Below are 26,035 nucleotides of genomic sequence, written 5' to 3'. Positions count from 1 at the left end.
CAAGATGAAGCACAAGCTGCTCTCAACCTGTTTATTTATTGGCATAACGGCATGTGGAGGCGGTGACGCCGACAATGGCTCGAATGATAACAATGGTGGCGGTACTCCTCCCCCTACTTTGGCTGCACCAGATGTTGAACTGGGCCAAGATATTGAGAGCTGGAATCATCTTCCTATCACGCTGTCGGCCGAGGTCAGCCTACATAATGAAGGCGAAGCCAAATATCAATGGCGAATAGTCAGCGGTCCACAAGTTAATCTCAGCGGTGACACCAGTTCAAGCCTTGTCATCGATGCTTCCTCGCTTATCGAAGATGCTCAGCTTAAGGTGGCACTGAATGTCACTGACAGCGCAGGTAAAAGCAGCGAAGATCAACTCAATATCTCACTCAAAGATCAGATCAGTGCGGCCGTTACGCTTGGCGACCCTAAACTAGTAGCAGGACTCGAACCTCAACTTATCGACCGTTCACTCAAGCTGATAGAGCTGTATCGTCAAGATAATGCCCACTTTTTACAGAGCATCTATCAAGGTAACAGTATCCAATATGATTCTGGACAGCATTCGCAGATGATCCGCCTCAATCAATCTGTCCACTACTACCCTCAAACCAAAAGTTTTGAACTCATTAGAGGCAATGGTGGAAGAGTTTTTGCTGCTGCCAGCGATAAAAACGGTCAACGAAACGCCGCCTTTGGCACCGATATCATCTCGAGTATGCAGCAAGGGAACAATCTAGATTATCAAGAAAACTTCAAAGGGCTACTTGCTTGGTTGTTCGATAAGGAGCTTGCACAAGCACAGACTGAAGAGGTGCGTCTGTTCCTGATGGGCGACAGCACAGTTTCACGGATCATGGCTTGGATTGCTACTCACTACCCAAGCTGGAACGTCAGCCTCTGTGAAGATAAAGCGACTCAATCGAGCTGTCTAAGCCAGGCAGATCTGATTATCACAGGCTCAAGTGGCGATCTGAGTGAGCAAGATGTTAGCGAACTACTAACCTCAGCCCAGCTGGAAAACACGCCATTACTCTATATGCATCTGCATAGCTGGAACAGCGTACCGCTGACCCAAACAGTACTAGGTGTGATGGACTTCTCCATGCAAGGTCCTGGAGGACCTGGAAACTTTTTCTCTCCCGACAAAGCTAATTGGTCAAACTATCAGGCGATGCTCACTGCTAAGCCATCTCTCACCGATGAGGCTTTGTGGCTAACCCTTTTAAAGGAACAGTCGCCAGATTTTACCTTAGCGAACTGTGCCAGTAACTGCGATACCAACTTTAACGAACAGTACAAGCCTGCACTCAATAACATCAGAGCTCAACTTCAATCCCTCGATAGCCAACATCTGGATATGTTTAAGCTCGAGAGTCATCGACTCTACAAATATATCACCCTACTTGGTGACAGTTACCGTAGCCAATTAAGCTACCCTATGGATGTCGCGACAAGCGATACGATGGATTACCTTCAAGCCATGTTTGCCGACAACACTGTCTACAACTATCGCGAAATCAATCCAGTTCCTGCAGACTTAGGCAACTTTAGCCGCACCGACTTCTCCCATATTACGCCAACGGACAAGTCAGTCAGCATCACCAGTAAACAGGGATTTCGCTCTGCTGGTGTTTATGCCTTACCAGGTCAAACGGTGACAATCTCCAGAACCGATAGCAGTGATGTAAAAACTTGGGTATTTATCAACACCCAAAGATCGGCTTCAACCCATGAGTACGCAACAAATGGCTATAATCGCCCTAAATACCTGCAATCTACCCATGTGGAGATAAAACCGGGTGAAACAATCAAATTTACCTCACCTTATGGCGGCCCCATGCAGGTGAAATTTGATAAAGGCGATTTAGCGACTCAGTTTACCTTCACCAATATTGGTCTTCACCCCTACTGGCGTAACGGCATGGACGGCGCTCAATTTATGCAGCAACTCAGCGCTGCAGAGTTTGACTGGGCAGAGCTTGCCACTGAACATTTCGAAGTTCATTCACGCCTTGATAAGATGAAAACCACCATGTCCCATGAGCCTCTTTGGGATACGCCAGAGAAGATGGGGCAAGCCATTATGACCCATGTTCATAACTACCCGCACCTGTTAGCAGGTTTCAAAGGACCACACATTGACTCTGTTAGCGAGATAACCGACTTCGCAACAGCGCAAGGGTGGGAGCTTGATAATCTCGATACGGTAAAGCATATGAATGCGGATCAAGCCACATGTGGAGCCGGCTGCTCAGGTAATCCCTATGACGCAAACTGGTCATTCAGCCCTACAGGACACGGTGATATTCATGAACTTGGCCACGGTTTAGAGAAGGGAAAGCTCAGGTTTGATGGTCATGACGGTCACGCCTCGACCAACCCATACTCCTACTACACCAAATCTCGTGGTTTTAAAGAGAGCGGTAAACTTCCCTCATGTCAGGGCTTATCTATCAAGGATGAGTTTGAAGTGTTACAGGCCAGCATGAAACAAGCCGACCCGTTTAACTATATGCAAGAGGCTAAACTCACCAGCTGGTCTAATGGCATGGCGACTATGCTACAGATGATGGTGGCCGCACAAAAAAATGGGGCGCTGGAGGATGGTTGGCACCTACTTGCCCGTTTGCATATCTTGTTACGTGAGTTTGAGCGCGCTAAAGCTTCGGACGCGCTATGGCTACAAAAGCGGGCACAACTTGGCTTTAGTCAATTTAGTTTGGATGCTGCAAAAGGGATCTCAAATAATGATTTCTTACTGGTGGCAATGAGCTACTCAACTCAGCTAGATTACCGTGAGCTCTATCTGATGTGGGGACTCGCCACCAGCCAAGCAGCTAAAGATCAGGTTGCAGGGTTTAACTTCAGCATTATCGCCAAACAGGTTTATGTCTATAACCCAGGTGATTACTGTTTAGGGTTAGATCTTCAATCTGTGCCTGTTGATGGCAATCAGGTGTGGCCGCTAGATTAGATAAGTCGCTGCCAGTAACAGAGTAACATGAGGGGCTATGCCCCTCATTTTTTAATCTCTCAAACCCTTTCCTCACTTGTACTTGCTCCATTAACTCGCCTCCCATTATTTAGCCTTACTTATCTTTCTCTATGCTTATGATAATCGATGCTGAACACAACTCACTTTCAACTAATCGCTTGGTGTTTTTCAACTGAATTAGGTAGAGTATCGGTGCGGTTACAGCCGATTAGCCTTATGGCACATCCAACTAACCTATTTAATCACAAGCAATCAGTACTAATAACATTAAATAATAATAATTAAAGGAAAGGTATGAGCGATTCCAAAGACGCTTACGCGGATAACGATCTGCGGGAAGTGAAGCAGTTAGGCATGTGGGCCTCGATTGCCAGCTTAAGTTATATTTTTTGGATTGTAGGCGGAATGGAGCTCGTTGAGCGTATCGCCTATTACGGAGTAAAAGCCAGTGCTGGCCTCTATGCAAAAGCCCCTGTTTCTGAAGGTGGACTCGGCATCAGCCTTAGTGATTACGGTGTCATTATCGCCATCTGGGCATTTATGCAGACATTTATCCCCGTTTTCACTGGTGGGATTTCAGACCGCGTAGGCTATAAAGAGACAATTTTCGCTTCAACCATCATCAAGATTGCCGGCTACCTCATGATGGCCCTCTTCCCTAGCTTCTATGGTTTCCTATTTGGCGCCATATTACTTGCTGGCGGTACTGGTATATTTAAACCAGGGATCCAAGGGACGCTAGTTCTCTCAACGGGCAGACAAAACACCTCCATGGCCTGGGGTATCTTCTATCAAGTGGTTAATATTGGCGGCTTCTTAGGACCGCTTGTTGCCGTACATATGCGTCAGCTCTCATGGGACAATGTGTTTTACGCCTGCGCCGCGATTATCTCTCTTAACTTCCTTTTTTTACTTGCTTATAAAGAACCTGGAAAAGAGGAGCGTTTAGAGCGTAAACGTAAAATTAAAGCGGGTGAGTTACACCAAGAAGTCCTCTGGAAGGATGCTTGGCACGAACTGAAAAAACCTATCGTCATCTACTACATGTTGGTTTTTGCCGGTTTCTGGTTCCTGTTTAACTCTCTGTTTGACGTACTGCCAATCCATATTGCGGAGTGGGTCGATACGAGCGTGATTGTCACCTCGTTATTTGGCCCAGAGGGTACATCAAACGGCATATTACAGTTCTGGCTTGGACTGGATAATACCGGTACTAAGGTGATGCCTGAGGGCATGCTCAACCTCAATGCAGGTATGATCATGACCAGCTGTTTCTTAGTCGCGGCGCTAACAGCCAAATATCGGATAACCACAGCCATGTTAGGCGGCTGTCTAATGAGTATTCTGGCTTTCGTATTAATTGGTGCCACTAACGCAGCCTGGATGATGGTGTTAGCCATCGCCATGTTCTCGTTTGGTGAGATGATGATCAGCCCTAAAAAGAATGAGTTTATGGGCAACATAGCACCTGAAGGTAAGAAAGCCATGTACCTAGGGTTTGTGATGCTGCCACAAGGGATTGGCTGGACATTAGAGGGCTATTTTGGTCCTAAACTGTACGAGATGTTCGCATCAAAAGAGATCTTCTCTCTTCAACTGCTAGCTGAGCGTGGTATGAGCCAGACCGAGATCGACGCCATTCCTCAAGGTGAAGCCTTTACCACTCTAGTGAGTTACACAGGTGAATCTGCAAAGTCATTAACAACCTTACTCTACAACACACATGATATTGGCATGGCTTGGTACATTATCGCTGCGATCGGTACCATCTCTGCCGTTGGGATCTACCTCTACGGCAAGTGGCTACTTAAGCTGCAGAGAAGCTAGCAAGTCATACTGCAACAAGTGAATTAGAAAAGGGGCATAACGCCCCTTTTTGCATTCTTATACTGCAAGCTTCCTGCTAATGAGTCTCTATCGATTGAGCATATTTTTTCGCTTCCTGCATCGGCATTGCTTTTGAGTATAACCAGCCCTGTATACAATCGACGCCAGCCTGCCTGACAAAATCGGCCTCCTCCTTGGTTTCGACCCCCTCTGCAATGAGATTAAAGCCCAAACTTTTACATAACATACAGGTATGTTTGTAGAGAGTTTGCCCCTTAGGATCGACCGTATGCTCGAGAATACTCCTATCTAACTTAACCCCGTTCACTCTAATCTTACTGAGCAAGCTAAGACTGGAAAAGCCTGTGCCAAAATCATCCAACACGAAAGAGAAACCATAACTGCTTAATAGATCGATAGTCTCTTCAACCCGTTTCAGATCTAACATAAAAGCGGATTCCAGCAATTCGATCTCAACATTGTGAGCCATAGAGCCTAGCATATCGATGAGTAAGTTTTGTGTTTGCTTCTCTAAGATATTATTAGGGTTTAAGTTAATACTCACTTTTGGATTAAACCCCTCTCCATGCCATTTAAGAAGATCTTCAGCAACTGTTTTAATCACAAAGTTATCGATTAAATTGGCAAATCCAGCATCATCAAACTCCTTGATAAAATAGGGACCGACAATTTTTCCAGAGTCCATTCTTAGTCTCAGCAGTGCTTCAAAACCGATAACCTCATTTGTATCCAAGCAAATTTTTGGTTGGTAATGCAGAAGTAACTCTCCACTTAATACCTCTTGAATGGTTTTCTGCAATTTATTATCAGCGGCTAACTCTTCCGATTGTTTCTGGACATAATTAAGTTCAGATATTCGGGCAAACTCTGTTTGTAACTGTATTTTATGCTCTAAAACATTATCAAACAGACTGTTACCTGTATTGAGTACTTCAAAACGTCGTACAAATGGTAGGTAAAGCATCACATTTAAGCCGATTAAGCCAGCCTGAAAAGCAACTACGGTGAAGTTTTCACTAGCAATATAAGCATTTAATAAAGGCGGCGTGATCCAAGTAACTGAGTGGCCACTAAAAGTAAGTAGCCCCCATGAAATAGCAAAGTAGCCAAGAAACATATTCATACAGGGCAGTAAAACAAACGGAATGATAAGTTTAGGATTAAACGTAATAGGAAGACCATAAATCAAAATTTCATTTATATTAAAAAATGAAAAAGGCAGGGCTATTTTTGCAACATTCAAAGAACCGTTATCTTTTGAGGAGATAAATATAGCTATAATCAATGCCATAGTCCCCCCACTACCGCCAAATAGGATAAAAATATCCATAAATTGATTTATGGATAAATTTTTAAAAGGTTCCAATAACCCGTGATCAGTTCCCATAAATAGATTAAAAGCAATATCTCCATGAACACCTACACTCCAAAGCAGATGAGTGGTTATCACTCTAAAAATAACGAGACCATAACTTCCAGCCTCTTTTAGATAAGACAGAGAAAACTCGATTATATACTCTAAAAAATAAGATGAGATCAGAATAAAAATAGTAACCACAAAAAAGCTTATCACCATAGGGACAAGCAAGTTCAGATGCAGTTTTAAATATCCATTTAAATTACTTGTTTTGATAAAGTTTAACGATTTTATAAAGGACACTTTCTTTAAAGTGTAAGCCATAAAGATGGGAATAACGACAGCCCAAGGATCCGTTAACATTTCAGAGAAATGGTCAAATACCTCAATAGTATCAATAGGATGAACATGGAGTGAGATCAGGGTACCTATCGATAGAGAGGCTAATACTACAGGAGATAAATTAAGATACTTAGCAAAGTGAATAGAGAGAGATAAAAGCACTAAAAATGGGAAAAAAGCATGAAGATTAACACTGAACTGACTAAACCAAATATAATTATCACTCTGTTGCCACACAGGTTTCCATACATCAACAAGTGCTAAAATCAGTGAGAGAGATGAGTTAACAACAATAAATGGGATCAGAGCAACAAAAGACTCTTTTACTGTAATTAAAAAAATACGTTCAGAAGACTGCCACACTCCCAGCATATATAACCCCATCCTTTGGAAATAAAGGGCATTTTGACCACTAAAGAGAAAAATAACAACAGTTAATAACAGTGAAAGCTAAATTAAGTCATAAACTAAAAACTAATACCAAGGTTTTATTTAGATGAATAAACTTTGGGTTTACCTTTAAAAAACAAAAAAGCTGACATTTATGTCAGCTTTTTTAATCAGTTAACGCTCAAATCATCGTTAATTTAGGCAGCTTTTAACTGAGTCTCGATTTGAACAGTTTTACTCTCTTCTACAGCAAGCTCACCGATTGGCAAAATAGTACGACCATACTCAGCATTTAACACTTGTGCCATTGCAAAATAGATAGCACTTGCACCACAGAAAATGCCTTCAAAACCAGCGATAGTACCAATCAGAGCGCTACCGGTGAAATCTCTTGCAGCCAATAGGAAGAATAAAATGGTAAGAGAGCCAAAAACAACCTGCTTAGCACGTGGGTAACGTAAAGAACCTACGAACATAAATGCAGTAAAGATACCCCACATAGTTAGGTACCAACCCATAAAGCCTGCCGGGCTTGCTTCGGTTAGACCCAGTTTTGGCATAACCAATAAGCCAACTAAGGTTAACCAAAATAATCCATAAGAGGTGAAAGCTGTGGTACCAAATGTATCACCACGCTTGAAACACATACAGCCAACGATCACTTGGCCTAAACCACCGTAAAATATACCCATGGCTAAAATCATAGAATCAATCGGGAAAAAACCCGCATTATGGATATTTAACAGTATGGTGGTCATACCGAAACCCATCAGCCCTAATGGCGCAGGGTTAGCTAGCTTAGTTGACATCTTTTTTTCCTACAGGAATAACAAATTAAATGTGTTTGGAATATACGCAGCATCTTATCTAACTCAAGCAGCCTTTCATTCGATGGATCGCTTAGGTGTAAATCATGCGCGGCGCATTCTAGTAGAAGAGATTTAACAGATCAAACAAGAGAGGACGGGGTATTCAAGATCACAAAACAACCAAAAATACACCACCCATCACATAAATACCCACTCTAATCAGAGTTTAGGTAAGCAAGAGTGGTTGAAAATATGAACTAACATGAGGAGCGTCTCACTTACCAAGCAAACAAGAGATCCGTCACACAAATGACATTATGTTAGTTTATGCTTAATTTCCTCAGGAGTCAGCGGGCGGCTCTGACCCGAGGCCAGCGTTTTATCCAACACTATTTGACCTACTGATATTCTATGTAGACCAACAACGGGATTACGAAAACGACCAAACATCCGCTTAATCTGATGATAACGCCCCTCATACAGAGTCACTAAAGCTGTGTGGCTATCGACTATTTCAAGTTCAGCCGGCAAGGTTGTTATATCTTCAAATTCAAAATACATCCCCTTAGCAAAAGCTGAAATATACTCAACAGTCAGTGGGTTTTGCAGCTCTACGCGATATAGTTTTCCAACCTTATACTCAGGATCCATCAACTTTTTCGACCAGCGGCCATCATTGGTTAACAGTAATAAACCTGAAGTATTAAGATCTAATCTCCCAACAATATGCAGACTATCCCTATTATCGCACTCCAGTAGTTCAATTACCGTCTTGTGTTTATCATCAACAGTCGCACTCACAACCCCCACAGGCTTATGCAGCATAATATAGCTAGCTTGATTAGCTTGAATAACTTCATCATTGACACAGATGTGGGAAAACTCATCCACTATAAAGTCGATATCACGAGCAAGTTCCCCATCGACTCTCACTTGACCTTTAGCCAACATTAAACGAACACTTTTACGGTTAACCTTAAGGTGTTGACTAATAAACCTGTCTAAACGGGCACGTTTTGATTCCATTATGACTTCTTAATTGGTTGTACTTTGTAGGCACAACGGCGGGCGCCCTCGATAATATGCTCTTCACGACTTACAGAGGCATCCTCTTGCAGTAAGGTTTGGAATTGCTTCAGCTCTGAGCGACAAAAATTCAAACATCTGCTCGCAGCCGCACAGATTGGACAGTGATTCTCCAATAACCAGTAAAAGTCATCCTCCTGCTCAACGCTTGCCATGTAACCTTCTGCTGTACGCAATTCAACCAAGGCGTTGAGTTTACCTAGCAATGTTTTCTCTACACTTAACCTCTCCTGATACATGGCTAACGAGGTCTCCTCTCTATGGGAGATCAACTTATCGAGCCCAGAATCACCGAATACATTAATAACTGAATCTATTAGCTGTACCGATAACTCTTCATGTCGATCACTAAAATGACTATTGCTCTTAACTGTGAGTGACCAGACTCGCGTCGGCCGACCACGACTGGCTTTAATATCTTCAAAGCTAACGTCACCTTCATCTTCAAGTGCCTGCATATGCTGACGCACTCCCATCGTCGTCAACGACAACTCAGTGGCTAACACTTTAGCGGTTTGCGGCCCTTGAGTCTTAAGGAGTTGAATGATTTTCTCGCTGGTTTTCATAATACCTCTCACCTTTATTACCTAGCATTATTACCGATCTAGCCATTAAGTAAACTTTTTTATTTACTTTATTTGTGTTCTAACCTTTACATTACTTAGTAAAGCAATTACATTACCAAACATTAAATAAACAAAAAGGTTTACTAAATGAATTTACTCATTGTCAGTGGCAGCCAAAGAACTCAATCTCAAAGTGCCAAAGTCGCAAGCTATTTAGCCCAGATAACAACGGAATTCTCACAGAGCAGTCATATTGAGCTATGCACTCATGAGTTACCTTTTTGGGATGGAGAAGCTGAGAGTAAATTAGATAAAGGCAGTCCCTGGCCTATGATCAGTCAAAAAGTAAAGCGCGCCGATGCACTGATATTGATCACCCCTGAGTGGGGTGGCATGGCCTCTCCCCTACTAAAGAATTTTTTACTTATGTGTGACAATCAAGACACTGCCCACAAACCAGCATTATTAGTCTCAGTGGTCAGTGGGATCAGCGGTGCCTACCCCATCGCAGAGCTGAGAATGAATGCGCTTAAAAATAACAAGTTAGTCGCACTGCCGGATCATCTCATCATACGCAATGTTGAAGAGGTGCTTAATGGTAAACCTGAGGCAAACGACAACCAAGTCGCTCACTCAACCACGAGAGAATCAACACTAGAGGGGCGTATTCAATATAGTTTGCATATGCTTTATCAATACGCAGAAGCACTGAGCGGGATTCGAACAAGACACAGCGCTCAGCCCTATCCTAAACAGCAGGAGTATATCTACGGAATGTAAGTAAAGTTGGAGAAAAAGATGAATATGAATCAAGTTACATTTCCGGTCAAGGATATGCACAAGGCCACAGAGTTTTATCGCCTAATGGGTTTTATTCAGATAGTGGATACTCCCCATTATGCCAGGTTTGAGTGCATTGATGGGCACGCTAGTTTTTCACTCTCCCTTCAACCAGAGGAGCAAAAAAATTACGGCGTCATCTACTTTGAGCATCAAGATCTTGACCAGCTAGTAGCCCAACTGATTGCAAAAGGGTTTCACTTTGATCAGATGCCCACTATGGAGAGTTATTTATGGCGAGAAGCCGTACTCCATGATCCTTCTGGAAACAAAATTAAGCTTTACTGGGCAGGCGAAAATCGACTCACCCCACCTTGGAGAGTACAGAAAGATAAACAAGACTTATAAAGAATAAAGCAAATAAAGGAGTTAGTTATGATACATCTAGAGCATCTAAATTTAGTCGTCACAGATATTGAGAAAACACTGAAATTTTACCAAGCAGCCTTCCCCCATTGGAAAGTCAGAGGTGGAGGAGAAGCAAACTGGCACGGGAAAAAGAGAAACTGGGTGCACTTTGGCGATGACTATCAATATTTAACCTTCAATGATGATGGCGTAGGTGAAAATCGAGACTTAACAGGCCATCAAGTGGGATTGGCACACTTCGCTTTTGTCACCTCAGACATTGATAGTGTTATGACTCAATTAGCTGAAGCAGGGTTTAATCTTGATAAAGATGGCGCCGTCGATGAATATAGAAAAAACGTCTACTACCTTGACCCTAACGGCTATGAAGTGGAGTTTGTTCAATACCTAAGTGATATCCCATCACTAAGAAATCGATATGAATGATTAAATTAGCTAATCAAAGAGTTGAATCTGATCAACTCAAACTCTTTTTTTAGCTTATTGCGAATAAGTGGCCATGATAAGCGCCATACAAATACTCTCAATATAAAGCTCATTATCCAATCCAGATAATAAATGCCAACAGAATAAGATAGAAAAAGAAACCTGATACATAGGCAGAAAAAAAGTCATTCTTTGCCAATCGTTTCTCATTGCTAAAGATTGAGGGCATAAAAAGTGGCTTACGTACTCGACCAAAACTAATAAACCTAAGTACTATCGCTCCTGTGGTATACAGGATAAATGAGAGTAAAAACTCCCAAAAAAACCAGAAAAACAGTTCAGCTATGCTTGCTATTAACATATCTTCTCCTCGTTTAACCTCCCACGCTAATGATCTGAGAACAGCTTGCTCAATTAAACAGACTCTCTAACTCTATCTCACTAGAACCACTGTCTAACTAGAAGAACACTGCTCTAACAGGGTTATCCTTTGAGTTTAACCAATACTCTAACCACTCCGTCTGTGAATGTCATGTTAAGCTTTGTTAACCGAAAGTTTAGCCTCCATTTAATTCGCCACCTAGCAAATATAACCAAGTCTACACGCTAGATAAGCAGCTCTCATGCCTCCCTCCCACATAAAAGCGCATTTAATATAAGCCTTTTGATCTCCATCATAGTTTCTAGGTAGTAACTATCACAAACTTACCGTCAGAAAACATTTAACACTTAAACCTGCGATTATTAACATTGAGTAGGGTAACTAAGGAGAAAAAATGAGAATCCTATTCACTATATCTCTTATTCTTAGCAGTTTTGCACTTCTGGCGCAGCCAGATAATAGGGAAAGTTACACTCAAGAGGAGATGGTATTTATTCAATCAGTGATGTACCAACCACTAGCTAAGTTTTGTGCCCGAAAAACTGGAGAAACCGAATACCAAAAATGGTTTAAAGAGTGGCATAGAGGCAATCAAGGTGCGATAACCCAAGGATCTGAAGACTTTACAAATACAGTACTGAGTAACGGTGAACAGGTTGAACGGGTTGTCAATATGTTGATCCATCAAGTTGAAGCTGATTGGGGAGGAAGTGATCAGGCAAACCAAACAGAAAAATGCCTTCAGCTAAAATCTCTATTTCGTTCATAACCCATATTGGTTATAAACATTTTGCTAGCCTGCGATTTGCTTCTGATACTATTTATCAGAATTTGACCTAGCTTCTAATGAATAGAAGCGGATCTCAAATTTTAAATCGTCACTGGCAGGTTCTAATCGGTGAAGGTAATTAGGATGAGCCATAGCGGTCTCATTCGCTTTAATCACCACCTCTTTATCGGTGATCTGAGTATGGCTATTACATCCTAAATACTTTAATACACCACACAAAACATGGATCTGTTCATATACACCCATTTTTGTATAGTGTGGCTCTAGCAAAATCTTAGGAACATTTTCATTAGTATAAACTTGGGTTGACTCGCAATGAGTGTAACCTTTTGGAGTAAACGACATAGTCCGTCCTAACTAAAAAATAGACACTGTTTCAGTGTAGATGGAGATCAGAGAAAGACAAAAGTTGCTTTGCATACTTCAAAGGTTAAACTAGCGCCATAACTTCACTATATATACCCCAATGAATGCTCCATTTCGCTATACCACATCATACATATTAGATAAAAACTACTTCACTGAGTGCTTCGAAGCATCAGTGACAGAAGATAGAACCCTTCAGTCCTACTACAAGACTATCGGTTTTTTCTTGGTAGGTACGGCGCTGCTACTTACTGGCGTCAACTCCTATGCATCTCTATTTATCATAGGTCTAGGTGCAATAGAGGGGCTAAGTGTCAGATTCAAAAAGAGTTGGTGGCTTTGGCGTCAGATGCTGAGTAAAGCGGCGAACAATGAAGTACAACTCACTATTGATGAACTAGGAATAGATACTCAATCAGAATTTGTGAAAGGACATATCTCTTGGAAAGAGGTAATAGAGCACAAGGTTAGCGATAATGGGTACCTAATTAAGCATTCGGGTGGAACCAGTTACCTGTCAAAAAAGCTGTTGGATACTAACGTCACCGAGTTTATCAAGAGTAAGCTAAAATAACCGCCGCTCAAGAGGCTAAAATAGATACTAATTTAGCCTTTTCCATCCACACCGTCACTGCATCCTCTATACCCTTCAGCACTATCAAGCCTAAGCATTAGTCTAAATCAATCTTAGTAGAAGCCGTTTAGCCTCCAGTCAGCTAAAGTTGAAAAAGGCACTATGGAAATGAGGGCTGACTTCATGAGTTCATATCAACATATCTTAGGTGTATTCTCTCCACACCTTTCCTCTCAATACGCCTTAATGAAGGCACTATTTCTGGCCGATAAATCAAAATCTAAATTGACATTGATACAGCTAGCGACACCTAGATTTGATTTTATGAAAAGTACCAACAAATCCACCGATATGATGCCTTTAGCTGAAAATGACGATCTAATTCTCCAATATCAAAACCTAGGGTTAGAGATTGAAATAAAAGAGGTCAAGAGTAACTCAGTCTCAACAGAGGTATTATCTGAAATAGAGCAAGATCAATACGATCTCGTTATCGTTAACTACAAGCACCATCACCCAGTTTTTCACGAGTTTTTCTTCGCCGAGGAGTGGAGCTTGCTGAGACAGAAACAGATCTCAGTCATGCTAGTCGGTGAAAAACAGTGGCAGCATGAAGGTAATATTTTAACAGCAATAGAGACAGACGATACCAGTGAACAACACTTGAACTTTAATAAAAAGCTGCTTGATGATAGCGAAGAGATAGCCAGCTTATTAGACAATAATATTCATCTCATTAACTGTTTTCATAATAACGACTTAAGCATGGAAGTAACCATTTCCAACTCAACAGATGGTCATCAAGATGTCAAAGCACAACACTGGCTTGATCTAATTGACTCAGCTCAGAACTACCACTTAGAGGATAGTCAACTGCATCTGGTAGAGGGGCTTCCTGATCATATTATTCCAACTATTGCAGATCAATATCATGCCAATATGGTGATAGTGGGTGCAAGTGAGCATCAAGGCTGGTTAAGCCAATTCAAAGGGCACACCAGCGAACAAATCATAGATCAACTTCACTGTGACATTTTGGCTATCAAGCCATCACTTTAGCTCAAACACTATCTGCTAAACAGGGCTAAATAGTACGCACCTGCTATCCTTATACCTATGGTATAAAGCTTTAAAGGTCGAATATGATTATGCCTGCGACTTCACTCTTTTTCAGAACCTCCTTCCTATATTCAAGTTGCAGGCTAAAGACTGTTAAGTTTCGTACAAACCTTTTCCACTCTTACAGTCATTTAGTTCAAACTTGTTCCCTCCTACCCGATAGCGAACACTAATTTATGGCTAATCAAAATAAAAAACAGCCAACAAAAATTGTATTCGCAGAGAGTAAGCTGCATCGTTTATCCCATGCAATTAGTGGAGCAGATATTGGGATCTGGGAGTTTACGCCGTGCACAGAGGAGTGCTACTTCTCACCTAAGCTAAAAGAGTTGATTGGACTCTCAATCGATCACCCTCTCACCTTAAATGAATTGAGGGCAAGAACGAGTCCCACTTATCAGCATCATTTTAATATCTTCCATTCAGATAACCTCACACTAGGTATGCAATGTAATTTCGATTTTAAGATTAAGATTGCTGAGACTGAACGTTGGTTTGAACTAAGAAGTGAGGTTTTCCTCAATGAAGATAACCATAGTACGATTACAGGCTCCTTAACCGACCGAACTCAAGAAAAAGAAGCACTTACAGCATTAAAATTTGCCATTGAAGCAAGAGATAATGCACTAGATGCTGGAGATATTGGAAACTGGCAAGCGGAGCTAAACAGTGACAATGAATGGATTTGGAGTTGGGACAGTCGAGCAAATAAGATGTTTGCCCTGCAGCCAGAAGATATTGGCAATATAGAGAGATGGGCCCAGCAGCTTCATCCTGACGATAAAGAGTCTGCAATTAATGCGGTACAACACAGTTTAACGACGGGTGAGCTTTATGATGAGCAGTATAGATCTGTACCTCCTCATGGGGGGGTCATTTATGTACATGCCAAAGCCAAAATAGGCCGAGATGATCAAAATAGGATCTGCCGTATCGACGGAGTCTGTGTCAACCAAACGCCATTCTTTAATATTCAAGCCGAGCTACAGGAAGCCAATGACAAAGCTGAAGCTAGGGTAAAAACTCGAACTTTAGAGCTACAACAGGCTAAAGAGAGAGCTGAGCAAGCGAATCAAACAAAAAGTAGCTTTTTATCAATGATGAGCCATGAGTTAAGAACCCCGATGAATGCAGTGTTAGGCTCTTTAGATCTGCTTTCGCTCTCGAAACAAACACCAGAATCAAGGGAGCTTATCGAAACGGCTACCACTTCGGCAAAAAATCTCATCTTTATCTTAAATGACATATTAGATATTAACAAAATAGAAGCAGGGAAGATGCAGCTCGAGCAGCGAGACTTCTCTATCACAGAGGTAATAGATAATGTGGTCCAAATATACTACCCCATTGCAAACGGTAAACAGATAAAACTAGATGTCACAGAGGATCCCACTATACCTAAGTATCTGGAAGGCGATGCTGTAAAGGTACGCCAGATAATCTTTAATCTACTGGGAAACGCCTTAAAGTTCACCTCCACTACAACTGACAAACTGGGAGAGGTACAGCTAAACATTAATATTGTTGAGCACAATAGTATTATCTATAAAGTTGCATTTTCCATCATAGATAACGGTATCGGCATAGAGAAAGAGACACAAAAAAAATTATTTACCCCCTTCATTCAGGCTCAACGTTCAACGACACGAGAATATGGGGGGACAGGCTTAGGGCTAGCCATTTGTGGAAACCTAGCACAACTAATGGGAGGAGAGATAGTACTAACTAGTTGCCCTAACGAAGGCGCGACTTTTAAAGTTGAACTGCCATTCTGGCGCTCTAAGCAACATACCGATGAGCCAATATACCAACTGGAAGGCACCAAAATTGTGCTTTTAAATTTAGATGAAACTCATAATACCCAAGAGTTAATCAGACAACACCTAGAAAGCGAAGGGGCGCTCATGAAGGTGTTAGACTCCGAAAGTCAACTTGCCTCAGCCAGAGAATATGACTCTCTTCTAGTCCTAGTCGGCTCCCATCAACACTTCGCACAACTCAAAAACATTCAACATAAGCTTTCAGAGAGTAGTCACCTGATAGTTGCCACCTGTAGAAATGAAATCAGCACATTGCGCCAAATACTTCCCCACACAACAATACTGCCACTGCACCCGATGACTCGACTACAGCTTATTAACTCAATACATAAATCCATGGACAATGAACTATGCTTAGACTTAGATGAATTAGATCTTGAGCAACTCTCAATTGAGGAGACTGCTCAACCCATATCCGATAAAGCAGGGATCTTAGTGGTTGAGGACAACCCCCTCAACCAGAAACTGATCCTTAAGCAACTATCGACCTTAGGGTATAGCTGTGATCTGGCTCACGATGGACTCGATGGCATAGAACATTGGAAGAATGCCGATTATAAACTCATCTTAACTGACTGCCATATGCCAAAACTTGATGGTTATGACATGACAAAAAAAATCAGAGAGCTAGAGAAAGAAAGTGGAGAAAAAGCAATACCCATAGTGGCAGTCACAGGTGCTGCAATGACTGGAGATGCTGACCACTGTTTATCAACTGGCATGAATGATTTTGTTAGTAAACCCATAATTTTAAAAGACTTAAAAGAAGTCGTTGAAAGATGGTATGTGAATGATTGAACCGAATCTAAAAGTATTAAACAAAGATATTATGTTAGATCTTATTGGTGACGATCCAGTGATGATAAGGCAATTTGAAATTGACTTCCTAAAGCAGGCTAAAGAGTCATTACAAAAGATAATTCTTATGTATAACCAGGACTCCTTCACAGCAGTAAAAGAGGAAGCTCATTTTTTAAAAACTTCAGCTGCTGCGGTCGGTGCAGAGCAGACATCTCACCTACTTAAAGCACTGGAAGTTTCAGGAGATGTTGGAGACAAACAAAAATGCAAACATTTGATTTTAGAAATAAAGTCATCACTAAAACAAGTTCATGGAGCCATTATAGATGACAGCTCATCCAACTCCAGCATGCCGTCATCCCAAGGTGATAATGCTCTATGACAATGAAGACGATATTCTAGGAGCTGCAAGTATTATCGCAGAGCAAGTTGATGAATATCGAACTCTTCTTGTGGACAAGACAATCGGCAGTCAAATAAAAGAGTATCGTCCATCAGTGATTTTACTTGCCTTAAGTAGTGTCCAGAAAAGTATTGAGCTCTACACAGAAATCATTACCGATCAAAGCTTAGACTACCCTCACCATAGCATTTTACTCTGTAAAAACCGTGAATCTGGTGCCGCATTTCGATGTTGCATTAAAGGACTATTTGATAACTATTTCGTTTACCAACCCCTATATGAAAAGTTCCGCCTTAAGATGATTGTGCACAATGGGCTTCTTATTAGCCAGTCAACCAGTCAGTACATAGGCTTTCAAGACGAACAGCTAGAAAGTCTAGGAGAAGATCTAGAGCATCTAATTGATGAAGGAGGGGCATGCAAGCATTCACTGCTTAACTCCATCGCAGATTGCAAAAAAAGCTTAGCGACACCAAGTACAAAGGATCCTGAAAACTCAGTTTCAGAACAGCTGCTCCAAAAAATAAATGAAACTCATATCGAGCCTCTTCTTGCCGAGTTAGAGGGAAACATAAAAACAGGGCTAGATAATATGATTAACCAGCTACTAGTCAAGCAAGTTGGAATAAAAGAACTTGAAGCCAGAGTAGCCCAGATGAATAAAACAGCCATACCAGATCAACAGAGCATTCTTGAAGCACTCTCAAATACAGCCAATACGCTAACTAATGAAAAACCAGCAAAAGACAGGGTAAAAATTCTGGTAGTAGAGGACAATCAACTTTACCGAGATATGCTAGTCAATATACTAAAAAAGGAGAGTTTTGATGTTGATGAAGCGGCTGATGGCTTAAGTGCACTAAAAAAAATCAAGAGTAAACAATACGCACTTGTCTTAATGGATCTCTTTATGCCTAACTTAGATGGGATAAATACAACAAAACAGATAAAGGCGATAAATGGCAATAAATCTCTGCCCGTCATTGCATTAACGGGAAACAAGAATAAAGATCTCATCAAAACTTGGGCCGAGCAAGGGCTAAAAGGTTACATCCTTAAGCCTTCAACTAAGAAAGAGATCCTTGAGGCTGTTAATAAAGTACTTAACTAGTATGTTGTAACGTATCAAAAATATCCCCCCCTCTACTCCCTATTAGATAAAAACAGCAATAAATGAGCTAAAGAAAATGCAGCTGCTATGATTAGCAATAGGATTGTTTTGTGGAGTACAGAAGGATATGTACGAAGACTCATCGATTAACCTCACCCCATTTCCTATCATGGTCTGCAATAAAGATGGATGCATCTTGTATGTCAATTCAAACTTCCAAAATGAGTTCGATATTACCAACAAAAAGTTATCAGGTGCCTTGGCACATACCTGCTTTCAAATCTTTAAAGACAGAGACGGCAACAGCCATTCGCAATTCCAACAACAACTCATCTCACAATGTAATTTTTTCTCCTTTTTAACCCTAAATGGGAAGAATATTTGCGTCAATGTCTCCATTAATAAAAGCCCTCTTAACCGTAATGACTATTGGCTTATCGTTAATAAATGTAGAACCTGCCAAGTAAAAGAACATAAAACTAACAGCAAATTGGATAGAATAAACCACGCAATAAAGGGAGCAAATATCGGGATTTGGGAGCTAGACCCTCTTCAAAATCATAGTTACTTCTCCTCAACCTTTAAGAAGCTAATCGGTCTGGATTTAGACTCCCAACTCGACTGGTTTAGCTTTTTAAGTATGCTCCCCCCACAGGAACAGAATAAGTTTGATATTTTCCATAATCATAAACTTGAGATTGGAGAAAAATTCAACCTAGATTGTCAAATCCGAGTTAGAAATCGTGATAGGTGGTTTGAACTCAAAGGAGAGGTGATTCTCCTTCAAAATAATCGTCCTAGTATTACAGGCTCTCTTATGGATTGTACTCCAGCTAAAGAGACCCTCTTTGCACTTCATGAAGCGATCGATAGTAGAAATATAGCACTAGACGCCGGCAATATAGGTAACTGGCGCGGTGAAACCAACAGCGAAAATGAGTGGGTATGGGACTGGGACGAACGTGCGAATAAGATGTTTGAACTTGCGCCTCACGATATAGGAAACTTTGAGTCCTGGGCTAAAAGGTTGCACCCAGATGACGTTGAGCAAGTACAACTCGCTATCGAGCACTCTTTGGCTACAGGTGAATTTTTCAAACAAGAGTATCGCGCCCTTCTCCCAAGCGGAAAGATCAAACACATGCTTGCCAAAGGGCAAGTTGGTCGAGATTCCAACCATGTGGTTTGTAGAATTGATGGGATCTGTATAGATCAAACAGCACTTTTTGAAGTGCAAAGAGAGCTACAAAAAGCAAATAACGAACTTGAAGAGAGAGTCACACAACGAACCATTGAGTTTCAACAGGCAAAAGAGAGAGCCGAAAAAGCCAACCAAACCAAAAGTGAATTTCTCTCAATGATGAGTCATGAACTTCGCACCCCAATGAACGCAGTCATAGGGTCACTCGATCTTCTCCGTCTAAGTAAACAATCATCAGAATCGATGGAGCTAATCGAAACTGCCACTACCTCTGCAACCAACCTCATTAGCATTCTCAATGATATTCTGGATATCAATAAGATTGAAGCTGGAAAAATGCAGATAGAACACAGTAGTTTCTCAATCAATGAAACCATTGATAATTTAGTCAAGATGTTCCTACCCAGCGCACAAAAGAAACAGCTACAGCTAAATATTAAAGAGTGTTCAGCAATACCGAGCCGGATAGTCGGTGACGCAATAAAAGTCAGGCAGGTTTTATATAACTTAATGAGCAATGCCATCAAATTCACCAACTCAGAATTAGCACAGGGGAGAGTCTATTTAAGCTGTGAGATATCACAACAAAATGAAGATCTTCTCTACATAAAATTTACTATCGAAGACAATGGCATAGGGATCAATGAATCAGATCAAAGTAAGTTATTCGCCCCATTCACCCAAGCCCAAAAATCAATAACTCGAAAATATGGCGGCACTGGACTTGGATTGGCCATTAGCAGAAACCTAACCCACCTTATGGGCGGAGAGATAACCTTGATGAGTAAGGAGGGTGTAGGCTCCACTTTCACCGTCGAACTCCCTTTTTCACTGATAATGGATGAACAGACTGAGCCAAAGCTAAATAACTGCAGCATAGGTGTGATCACTCAAGGTCAAAATCTAGGCTTAAATGGAACCATCATTAAACAGTTGGAGAGTGAAGGAGCCCGCGTTGAATCCGTTGATATCGAGGAGTTAGATATAGCTCTTATCAACTATGATCTTCTCTTACTTATCCCTGGTTCATTGTCTAGTTCACAAACTTTACTTCAGCAGCTTTACCAAAGACAGGAGCAAGCAAGAAAATTCTTGATTGCTATTCCAAGGGGTGAACTTCCTCAGGCTCGCAAACTCATCCCTCACAAACATATACTCCCAGTTGAACCTATAACTAAGATTCAACTCCTTGAGTCAGTACAAGCTGTCATTGAAGAGCAGGAACTAAATTTAGATTTAGAGCTAGAACTTGAATTAAATGAGTTAACTTTTGATGACATCGAAATTGACTCAAAGAGCAATCAAATTCCCACCACCTTGGCAGATATTCTTGTCGTTGAAGATAACCCACTTAACCAAAAATTAATTGTAAAACAGCTCAGTAAGTTAGGTTATCAATGCGACCTTGCCGATGATGGCATTGGTGGTATTGAGAATTGGAAAAATATGGATTACAAGTTAATTTTAACCGATTGTCATATGCCAAACCTTGACGGCTACAGTATGACAAAGCAGATCAGGGAATTAGAGGAGAAAAGTGATAAAAAGAAAGTGCCAATTATCGCCATAACCGGTGCAGCGATGAGCGGCGACGCCGAACGCTGTTACTCCATGGGTATGAACGACTTTGTAAGTAAGCCAATTATTTTAAAAGATTTAAAGAAAGTTATGGATATCTGGTACGAAAAAACAACGTAAAAATGCATATGCTAATTTAATCATGCTCATAACTAAGCTCACAGCAACTACAGGGAGTAATTGTCCATGTCACCAAAACCTAGTCTGGCCTGCCGTCACCCCAAAGTCATTATGATATTTGACAATGAAGACGATATTTTAGGCGCCGCTAGTATTATCGCAGAGCAAGTAGAGGACTATCGAACACTTTCTGCGAGTGTCAATATTGGTGAAAAAATAAAAGAGTTAAAACCCTCTGTCATACTGTTCGCTCTAGCAACAGTAGAGAAAAGTATTGAGCTATATACAAAAGTCATTACAGATAAAAGTCTAGACTATCCCCATCAAAGCATACTCTTATGCAAAAATCGTGAGTCAGGTGTCGCTTTTCGCTGCTGTATCAAAGGGCTCTTCGACAATTATTTCGTATACCAACCATTGTATGAAAAATTTCGATTAAAAATGATTGTACACAATGGCTTACTTATCAGCCAAACAACAGAGCAATACATTGGATACCAAGAGGAACAACTGGAAAACGTTGATAAAGACCTCGCTCAGTTAATTGACGATGGAGGCGCATGCAAGCAATCCTTATTAAACTCAATAGATAAGTGCAAGAAAAGCCTCAATAAATCCAATGAAGCTATGATAGAGAAAGAGGTTGACACAAAACAAGACACTAGGCAGTTGATCGATAAAATTAATAAACAACATATCGAACCTCTACTTGCAGAGTTGGAGTGCAACATAAAGAGCACGCTAGATAGTATGATTAATCAATTAATTGCCAAACAGGATGGACTCACAGATCTAAAAGAGCAAACATCCCTAAAAAACAGGGTGCAAGTACCTGATCAAGCAAAAATTATAGAGGCATTAGCCCTCACCCCGACACAACAAGCCTCCCATAATGACGCCATTGAACAAACTGAACTAAAAAAAATATTAGTGGTGGAAGATAATCAGATTTATAGGAACATGTTAGTCAATATTTTAAAGAAGGAGCAGTTCAATGTTGACGCTGCCGATGATGGCTTACATGCATTAAAGAAGATCAAACAGAACAACTATTCACTGGTTCTCATGGATCTGTTTATGCCCAATTTAGACGGAATTAACACAACAATACAGATAAAATCAGCCTCAGGCGGAAAAAAGCTCCCTATCATTGCACTCACTGGAAACAAAAATAAAGAGCTGATTAAAACATGGGCTGAACAAGGGCTTAAAGGCTATATTCTAAAGCCCTCCTCTAAATCTGAGATACTCGAGGCAGTACATAGGATAATTAACTAGCCTAAGTTATAACCCTAAGTATTGATCAGCAGAAAGAGTGAGAGTTTAGCGATTTAGCACTTGCTGGCGCTGCTGTTCATTCCCCATGGCCAATAGTTTAGGAGAGTCGGATTGAGACAGTGAGAAGTCACTCTTCCCCTGCCAGCCAAACCAATCAATATCAATTAAGGACTGAGCAATAGGGCCACCTAAGGTATTTCCCGGCCCAAGTACAATCAACTTGTCGGGAGCGAACTCCTTAACCGCAACCTGTACGGCCTTGGTAAAATCATACGTTTGAGTCACCTGCGCCCCTAAAGTGTAATCTCTTAATTTTGCGATATCGGTACTTTGAGGAGTCCAGATCCCCCCCTCACCATCAATCAACGGCACAGAGGGCTTGCTAAATAACGACTCCCCCAGAGATGCCAAGCCACGTGTCGATACATCGCCCAGAAGCGGAGAGTGAAAAGCGCCATGATTATAGAGTCGCATTGGATAGCGATCATCGATACTGGGAAGAAGCGACTCGAGTCGTTTTAATCCCGCCTCATTACCCGCCAAAACTCGATAACCCCCCAATAGAATTGAGGTATAAACTTCGCTGCCAACTTCATCATTAACTTGTTCAATTGCTTTATCGATTAAGTCGCTCTGGGTTTTATCCTGTTTCCACTCCTCATCCATCTCAGGATAGATAAGTTGGCCACCAATAAGCCCTGTCTGCATCATAGAGCCCATGGTATTTATCACATCAATTGCCCCATCGCCATCTAATGCTCCAGCGCAAGCGAGTGCAATGTACCAGCCCATGGAGTTCCCCGTCACAGCAACAATTTCATATTTATCAGTATCAATATCCATAAAATCGGCCATGGCACAGGCGTAGATTAATGCCGATGCATTTTCACCTGCCGTATGCAGTTTAAACGAATACTTGTCACGTCCATCAAGGGCTTTAATACTCTCTTGTTGCAGCGGCTTTCTATAAGCATCAATCCCTTCAATAAAGGCTAGTTTGTCGCTATGAAGAGAATGAAGGTACCCCAACTCCTCCTTGTTATAGCTACCTCTTCCTGGCGCAATAACCACAACTCTCTCTCTCTTATTTTCAACAAGACTTGTCTCAACACTCATATCTTCACAGCGCCTCTTTTAGTAGAGATTGGTTTAGCTCTTTACCTATTAAGTTCATTGCAGCTTCAATAATGCTCTCTTTAGACGGTAGTGGTAGCGTCGCGGCATCGGCAAGTGGAATGAAGCAATCATCGGCGGTTAATCTAGCAATTGGTGGACAAGCTTCCCCTAACGTCTCAGCAAAACCTGTCATTAATGCTTCGCTGATAGACCCTGTCTTACGACACTCATCAACAATTAAGATATGTTTGCACTCTTTCGCTTGCGCTACGATCCCATCAATGTTCAATGGCGCAAGCCAACGAATATCAATAACTCTGACCTTTAGCCCAGTTTCCATTAATGCCTTTTGCGCCTGACGACTCAAGTAGTACCCATTGGCATAGCTGATAATACAGAGCTCATCACCCCTCCCCTCAGTGGTTATATCACCCAGTGCCAGAGGCGTTGAATCCTGTTCAGGAATATAATCACTGGCCCATAAACCATCGCCTGTTTCATGCAGATCTTTGGTCATATACAGGGCAATAGGCTCAAGAAAAATCACCACCCTTTGCTCTTCACGGGCAAGCCTGACACTCTCTCTTAACATGGCAACAGCGTCAGCACCATTTGAAGGACAGGCGATTATTAATCCTGGAATATCTCTGAAAACAGCAAATGAGTTATCGTTATGAAAATGCCCGCCAAACCCCTTTTGATAACCAAGGCCAGCAATGCGGATCACCATAGGATTGGTGAACTGTCCATCGGAGAAGAATGGAAGTGTCGCCGCTTCTCCTCGAATTTGATCTTCGGCATTATGCACATAAGCGAGAAATTGTATCTCAGGGATAGGCAAGATACCGTTATGAGCCATACCAATGCCTAACCCCAAAATAGAGGTTTCATCCAGCAGGGTATTGATCACTCGGTTAGGTCCAAAGCGCTCCACCAGCCGAGAGGTCACATGGTATACCCCCCCTTTTTTACCCACATCTTCACCACAAACCACAATATTGTCTAAACGCGCCATCAACTCTGTTAGGGCTAAATTCAGCAGCTTGCCCATATGAAGTGGCTTACTTAGAGCCAGTTTATCCGCTTTAAATAGCTCCGCTCGACTGAGCTCATCTAAACAGGGTTTATCGCTAACATCACGCTTTTGAGGAACAATTGATGCCATCGCCTGTTCAATAGTTTGCAACTTAGGTCTAGTCACAGCCATCTTAGCGATCGCTTCAATGCGCAGCTTCATGGATTGATAGAGGGCGACTATCTGCTTTGAGTTCATCAAACGGGCTTCTATGAGTTGCTGAGCCGTCACAATTAACGGGTCTTGAGCCTCATTTTCAAAAATATGCTCCTTCTTCATGTAGGCTATCTCGGCATCACTGCCCGCATGGCCCATTAAGCGTACGGTTCTAACGTGAAGAAATACTGGCTTTCTATGCACTCTTGCGTAATCGGCCGCTTCCCTGCTCACCTTATAAGTATCTAAGATATCTCTCCCATCGCAGTAAAAATATTTAAGTGAGGCGCGTTGACTAAAGCTCGCCGCAATCCAACCTTTAGGGGTCCGTGTGGAGATCCCGATGCCATTGTCTTCACAAATAAATACCAGGGGCAGTGGAACCTGCTGATATGCTGCCCAACAGGCTGAATTAATGGCACTCTGTGCGCTAGCATGATTGGCTGATGCATCACCAAAATTACATAGCACAACACTGTCTGACGGCATTTCAGAGGCGAGCTCTAATCTCTGAGTCAAAGGAATACTCAAAGCTGCTCCCACCGCTTTAGGCAAGTGAGAGGCGATAGTTGAAGTCTGAGGTGGAATATTTAACCGTTTGCTCCCTAACACCTTGTGACGACCACCTGAGGTTGGGTCATCACTGGAGGCTGCAAAAGATAGCAACATATCGTAAAGAATCGTTTCACCAGCGAGTTGACGGCTCCGCTCTATCATAAAGGCGCCACTTCGATAGTGTAGAAAAGCCATATCCGTCGGTCTAAATGTGAGTCCGTAAGCCGCATTCCCCTCATGACCTGAGCTGCCAATAGTATAGAAGCCTTGATTTCTCGCCCGCATCTTACGAGACTCAAGATCAAGCAAGCGACTCTTAAGTTGAGACTCAAACATACCGATAAAGTCACTGTCTGACAGACCCAGCTTTCGATGATCCCAGCCCTCACCGATATCACTAAAATCTTGCTTCTTGACTCGCTCAATAAAACTTCTATCTAACGCGACTGCCCTATCTTCCATAATGCTTACTCACCCCATGACTAACAACGAAGATAGTTAACCAAGAGGCTAATCTTCATCAATATTCCAAACAAAAAAGGAGCCTTAGGCTCCTTAA

21 protein-coding genes are annotated in these 26,035 nt (G+C 41.7%); 13 read left to right on the top strand and 8 right to left on the bottom strand.

Translation table 11 applies throughout. The features are described 5' to 3' along the window. Positions 1-4: 4 nt before the first annotated feature. Entirely contained in the window at positions 5-2,977 is a 2,973-nt protein-coding gene (locus K0625_RS07180) for an ImpA family metalloprotease (RefSeq protein WP_220109069.1), read from the top strand. 315 nt (positions 2,978-3,292) lie between these two features. Next, positions 3,293-4,825 carry an MFS transporter gene (locus tag K0625_RS07175; RefSeq protein WP_220109068.1) on the top strand — a complete coding sequence of 511 codons (1,533 nt, stop codon included), beginning with the start codon at positions 3,293-3,295 and terminating at the stop codon, positions 4,823-4,825. A gap of 76 nt (positions 4,826-4,901) precedes the next feature. Here the strand turns inward: K0625_RS07175 and K0625_RS07170 are convergent, their stop codons facing one another. The 4 genes from K0625_RS07170 to K0625_RS07155 all read right to left on the bottom strand — a co-directional run bounded on the left by K0625_RS07170 (position 4,902) and on the right by K0625_RS07155 (position 9,396). Next, a complete protein-coding gene (locus K0625_RS07170; RefSeq protein ID WP_220109067.1) occupies positions 4,902-6,917 on the bottom strand; it encodes an EAL domain-containing protein in 2,016 nt (671 codons plus the stop codon). 215 nt (positions 6,918-7,132) lie between these two features. After that, positions 7,133-7,744 carry an acetate uptake transporter gene (locus K0625_RS07165; RefSeq protein ID WP_220109066.1) on the bottom strand — a complete coding sequence of 204 codons (612 nt, stop codon included), beginning with the start codon at positions 7,742-7,744 and terminating at the stop codon, positions 7,133-7,135. A gap of 315 nt (positions 7,745-8,059) precedes the next feature. Next, positions 8,060-8,770: a pseudouridine synthase gene (locus K0625_RS07160; protein ID WP_220109065.1), complete on the bottom strand. Its 711-nt coding sequence runs from the start codon at positions 8,768-8,770 to the stop codon at positions 8,060-8,062. Next, positions 8,770-9,396 (bottom strand): helix-turn-helix transcriptional regulator, encoded by a 627-nt coding sequence (locus K0625_RS07155; protein ID WP_220109064.1) that lies wholly within the window; start codon positions 9,394-9,396, stop codon positions 8,770-8,772. The genes K0625_RS07160 and K0625_RS07155 overlap by 1 nt, the downstream gene beginning before the upstream one ends. A 147-nt stretch (positions 9,397-9,543) precedes the next feature. On the opposite strand from K0625_RS07155, the gene K0625_RS07150 reads away from it, so the two are divergent. Genes K0625_RS07150 through K0625_RS07140 form a run of 3 tightly spaced genes read left to right on the top strand, consistent with a single transcriptional unit; the run spans position 9,544 to position 11,031 of the window. Next, positions 9,544-10,176, top strand: coding sequence for an NAD(P)H-dependent oxidoreductase (locus tag K0625_RS07150; RefSeq protein ID WP_220109063.1), 633 nt, complete (start codon positions 9,544-9,546; stop codon positions 10,174-10,176). An 18-nt stretch (positions 10,177-10,194) separates the two neighbouring features. Beyond that, positions 10,195-10,584, top strand: a complete 390-nt coding sequence (locus tag K0625_RS07145; protein WP_220109062.1) for a VOC family protein — start codon at positions 10,195-10,197, stop codon at positions 10,582-10,584. A gap of 27 nt (positions 10,585-10,611) precedes the next feature. After that, positions 10,612-11,031, top strand: a complete 420-nt coding sequence (locus K0625_RS07140) for a VOC family protein (RefSeq protein WP_220109061.1) — start codon at positions 10,612-10,614, stop codon at positions 11,029-11,031. A gap of 112 nt (positions 11,032-11,143) precedes the next feature. Here K0625_RS07140 and K0625_RS07135 read toward each other — a convergent pair whose 3' ends face one another. Further along, entirely contained in the window at positions 11,144-11,392 is a 249-nt protein-coding gene (locus K0625_RS07135; RefSeq protein WP_220109060.1) for a hypothetical protein, read from the bottom strand. Between the two features lie 415 nt (positions 11,393-11,807). Between K0625_RS07135 and K0625_RS07130 the strand changes: the two genes are divergently transcribed. Further along, positions 11,808-12,182: a hypothetical protein gene (locus K0625_RS07130; protein ID WP_220109059.1), complete on the top strand. Its 375-nt coding sequence runs from the start codon at positions 11,808-11,810 to the stop codon at positions 12,180-12,182. A 48-nt stretch (positions 12,183-12,230) separates the two neighbouring features. Here the strand turns inward: K0625_RS07130 and K0625_RS07125 are convergent, their stop codons facing one another. Beyond that, positions 12,231-12,548: a TehB-like domain-containing protein gene (locus tag K0625_RS07125; RefSeq protein WP_220109058.1), complete on the bottom strand. Its 318-nt coding sequence runs from the start codon at positions 12,546-12,548 to the stop codon at positions 12,231-12,233. A gap of 121 nt (positions 12,549-12,669) precedes the next feature. On the opposite strand from K0625_RS07125, the gene K0625_RS07120 reads away from it, so the two are divergent. The 7 genes from K0625_RS07120 to K0625_RS07090 all read left to right on the top strand — a co-directional run bounded on the left by K0625_RS07120 (position 12,670) and on the right by K0625_RS07090 (position 22,574). Next, complete coding sequence (locus K0625_RS07120) at positions 12,670-13,143, top strand: YcxB family protein (protein ID WP_220109057.1); 474 nt, start codon at positions 12,670-12,672, stop codon at positions 13,141-13,143. A 183-nt stretch (positions 13,144-13,326) separates the two neighbouring features. Then, entirely contained in the window at positions 13,327-14,202 is an 876-nt protein-coding gene (locus K0625_RS07115; protein WP_232846971.1) for a universal stress protein, read from the top strand. 236 nt (positions 14,203-14,438) lie between these two features. Then, the gene (locus K0625_RS07110; RefSeq protein ID WP_220109055.1) at positions 14,439-16,880 is read left to right on the top strand and encodes a PAS domain-containing hybrid sensor histidine kinase/response regulator; all 2,442 of its coding nucleotides are present in this window, start codon (positions 14,439-14,441) and stop codon (positions 16,878-16,880) included. Continuing rightward, on the top strand, positions 16,873-17,265 hold the full coding sequence (locus K0625_RS07105) for an Hpt domain-containing protein (protein WP_220109054.1): 393 nt from the start codon (positions 16,873-16,875) through the stop codon (positions 17,263-17,265). The genes K0625_RS07110 and K0625_RS07105 overlap by 8 nt, the downstream gene beginning before the upstream one ends. Continuing rightward, entirely contained in the window at positions 17,210-18,397 is a 1,188-nt protein-coding gene (locus K0625_RS07100; RefSeq protein WP_232846970.1) for a response regulator, read from the top strand. Before K0625_RS07105 ends, K0625_RS07100 begins: the two co-directional genes overlap by 56 nt. Before the next feature lie 127 nt (positions 18,398-18,524). Continuing rightward, positions 18,525-21,296, top strand: coding sequence for an ATP-binding protein (locus K0625_RS07095; protein WP_220109053.1), 2,772 nt, complete (start codon positions 18,525-18,527; stop codon positions 21,294-21,296). A gap of 66 nt (positions 21,297-21,362) precedes the next feature. Next, positions 21,363-22,574: a response regulator gene (locus K0625_RS07090; protein WP_220109052.1), complete on the top strand. Its 1,212-nt coding sequence runs from the start codon at positions 21,363-21,365 to the stop codon at positions 22,572-22,574. Between the two features lie 45 nt (positions 22,575-22,619). Here the strand turns inward: K0625_RS07090 and K0625_RS07085 are convergent, their stop codons facing one another. Both K0625_RS07085 and K0625_RS07080 read right to left on the bottom strand, forming a co-directional pair. Further along, positions 22,620-23,690, bottom strand: a complete 1,071-nt coding sequence (locus tag K0625_RS07085) for an ACP S-malonyltransferase (RefSeq protein ID WP_220109051.1) — start codon at positions 23,688-23,690, stop codon at positions 22,620-22,622. 4 nt (positions 23,691-23,694) lie between these two features. Further along, on the bottom strand, positions 23,695-25,938 hold the full coding sequence (locus K0625_RS07080; protein WP_220109050.1) for a dehydrogenase E1 component subunit alpha/beta: 2,244 nt from the start codon (positions 25,936-25,938) through the stop codon (positions 23,695-23,697). Positions 25,939-26,035 lie beyond the last annotated feature (97 nt).

Origin of the sequence: Shewanella nanhaiensis (genome assembly GCF_019457885.1) — a bacterium.
Taxonomy (GTDB): Bacteria; Pseudomonadota; Gammaproteobacteria; order Enterobacterales; family Shewanellaceae; genus Shewanella; species Shewanella nanhaiensis.
This window is presented reverse-complemented; position numbering and strand designations above follow the sequence as displayed.

Bases quoted from the DNA above. Each gene is read 5' to 3' on its own strand.
- K0625_RS07145 (WP_220109062.1), top strand. From the start codon at position 10,195: ATGAATATGAATCAAGTTACATTTCCGGTCAAGGATATGCACAAGGCC.
- K0625_RS07175 (WP_220109068.1), top strand. From the start codon at position 3,293: ATGAGCGATTCCAAAGACGCTTACGCGGATAACGATCTGCGGGAAGTG.
- K0625_RS07110 (WP_220109055.1), top strand. From the start codon at position 14,439: ATGGCTAATCAAAATAAAAAACAGCCAACAAAAATTGTATTCGCAGAG.
- K0625_RS07100 (WP_232846970.1), top strand. From the start codon at position 17,210: ATGACAGCTCATCCAACTCCAGCATGCCGTCATCCCAAGGTGATAATG.
- K0625_RS07105 (WP_220109054.1), top strand. From the start codon at position 16,873: ATGATTGAACCGAATCTAAAAGTATTAAACAAAGATATTATGTTAGAT.
- K0625_RS07135 (WP_220109060.1), bottom strand. From the start codon at position 11,392: ATGTTAATAGCAAGCATAGCTGAACTGTTTTTCTGGTTTTTTTGGGAG.
- K0625_RS07140 (WP_220109061.1), top strand. From the start codon at position 10,612: ATGATACATCTAGAGCATCTAAATTTAGTCGTCACAGATATTGAGAAA.
- K0625_RS07180 (WP_220109069.1), top strand. From the start codon at position 5: ATGAAGCACAAGCTGCTCTCAACCTGTTTATTTATTGGCATAACGGCA.
- K0625_RS07150 (WP_220109063.1), top strand. From the start codon at position 9,544: ATGAATTTACTCATTGTCAGTGGCAGCCAAAGAACTCAATCTCAAAGT.
- K0625_RS07155 (WP_220109064.1), bottom strand. From the start codon at position 9,396: ATGAAAACCAGCGAGAAAATCATTCAACTCCTTAAGACTCAAGGGCCG.
- K0625_RS07130 (WP_220109059.1), top strand. From the start codon at position 11,808: ATGAGAATCCTATTCACTATATCTCTTATTCTTAGCAGTTTTGCACTT.
- K0625_RS07120 (WP_220109057.1), top strand. From the start codon at position 12,670: ATGAATGCTCCATTTCGCTATACCACATCATACATATTAGATAAAAAC.
- K0625_RS07115 (WP_232846971.1), top strand. From the start codon at position 13,327: ATGAGTTCATATCAACATATCTTAGGTGTATTCTCTCCACACCTTTCC.
- K0625_RS07165 (WP_220109066.1), bottom strand. From the start codon at position 7,744: ATGTCAACTAAGCTAGCTAACCCTGCGCCATTAGGGCTGATGGGTTTC.
- K0625_RS07080 (WP_220109050.1), bottom strand. From the start codon at position 25,938: ATGGAAGATAGGGCAGTCGCGTTAGATAGAAGTTTTATTGAGCGAGTC.
- K0625_RS07160 (WP_220109065.1), bottom strand. From the start codon at position 8,770: ATGGAATCAAAACGTGCCCGTTTAGACAGGTTTATTAGTCAACACCTT.
- K0625_RS07095 (WP_220109053.1), top strand. From the start codon at position 18,525: ATGTACGAAGACTCATCGATTAACCTCACCCCATTTCCTATCATGGTC.
- K0625_RS07125 (WP_220109058.1), bottom strand. From the start codon at position 12,548: ATGTCGTTTACTCCAAAAGGTTACACTCATTGCGAGTCAACCCAAGTT.
- K0625_RS07090 (WP_220109052.1), top strand. From the start codon at position 21,363: ATGTCACCAAAACCTAGTCTGGCCTGCCGTCACCCCAAAGTCATTATG.
- K0625_RS07170 (WP_220109067.1), bottom strand. From the start codon at position 6,917: ATGCTGGGAGTGTGGCAGTCTTCTGAACGTATTTTTTTAATTACAGTA.
- K0625_RS07085 (WP_220109051.1), bottom strand. From the start codon at position 23,690: ATGAGTGTTGAGACAAGTCTTGTTGAAAATAAGAGAGAGAGAGTTGTG.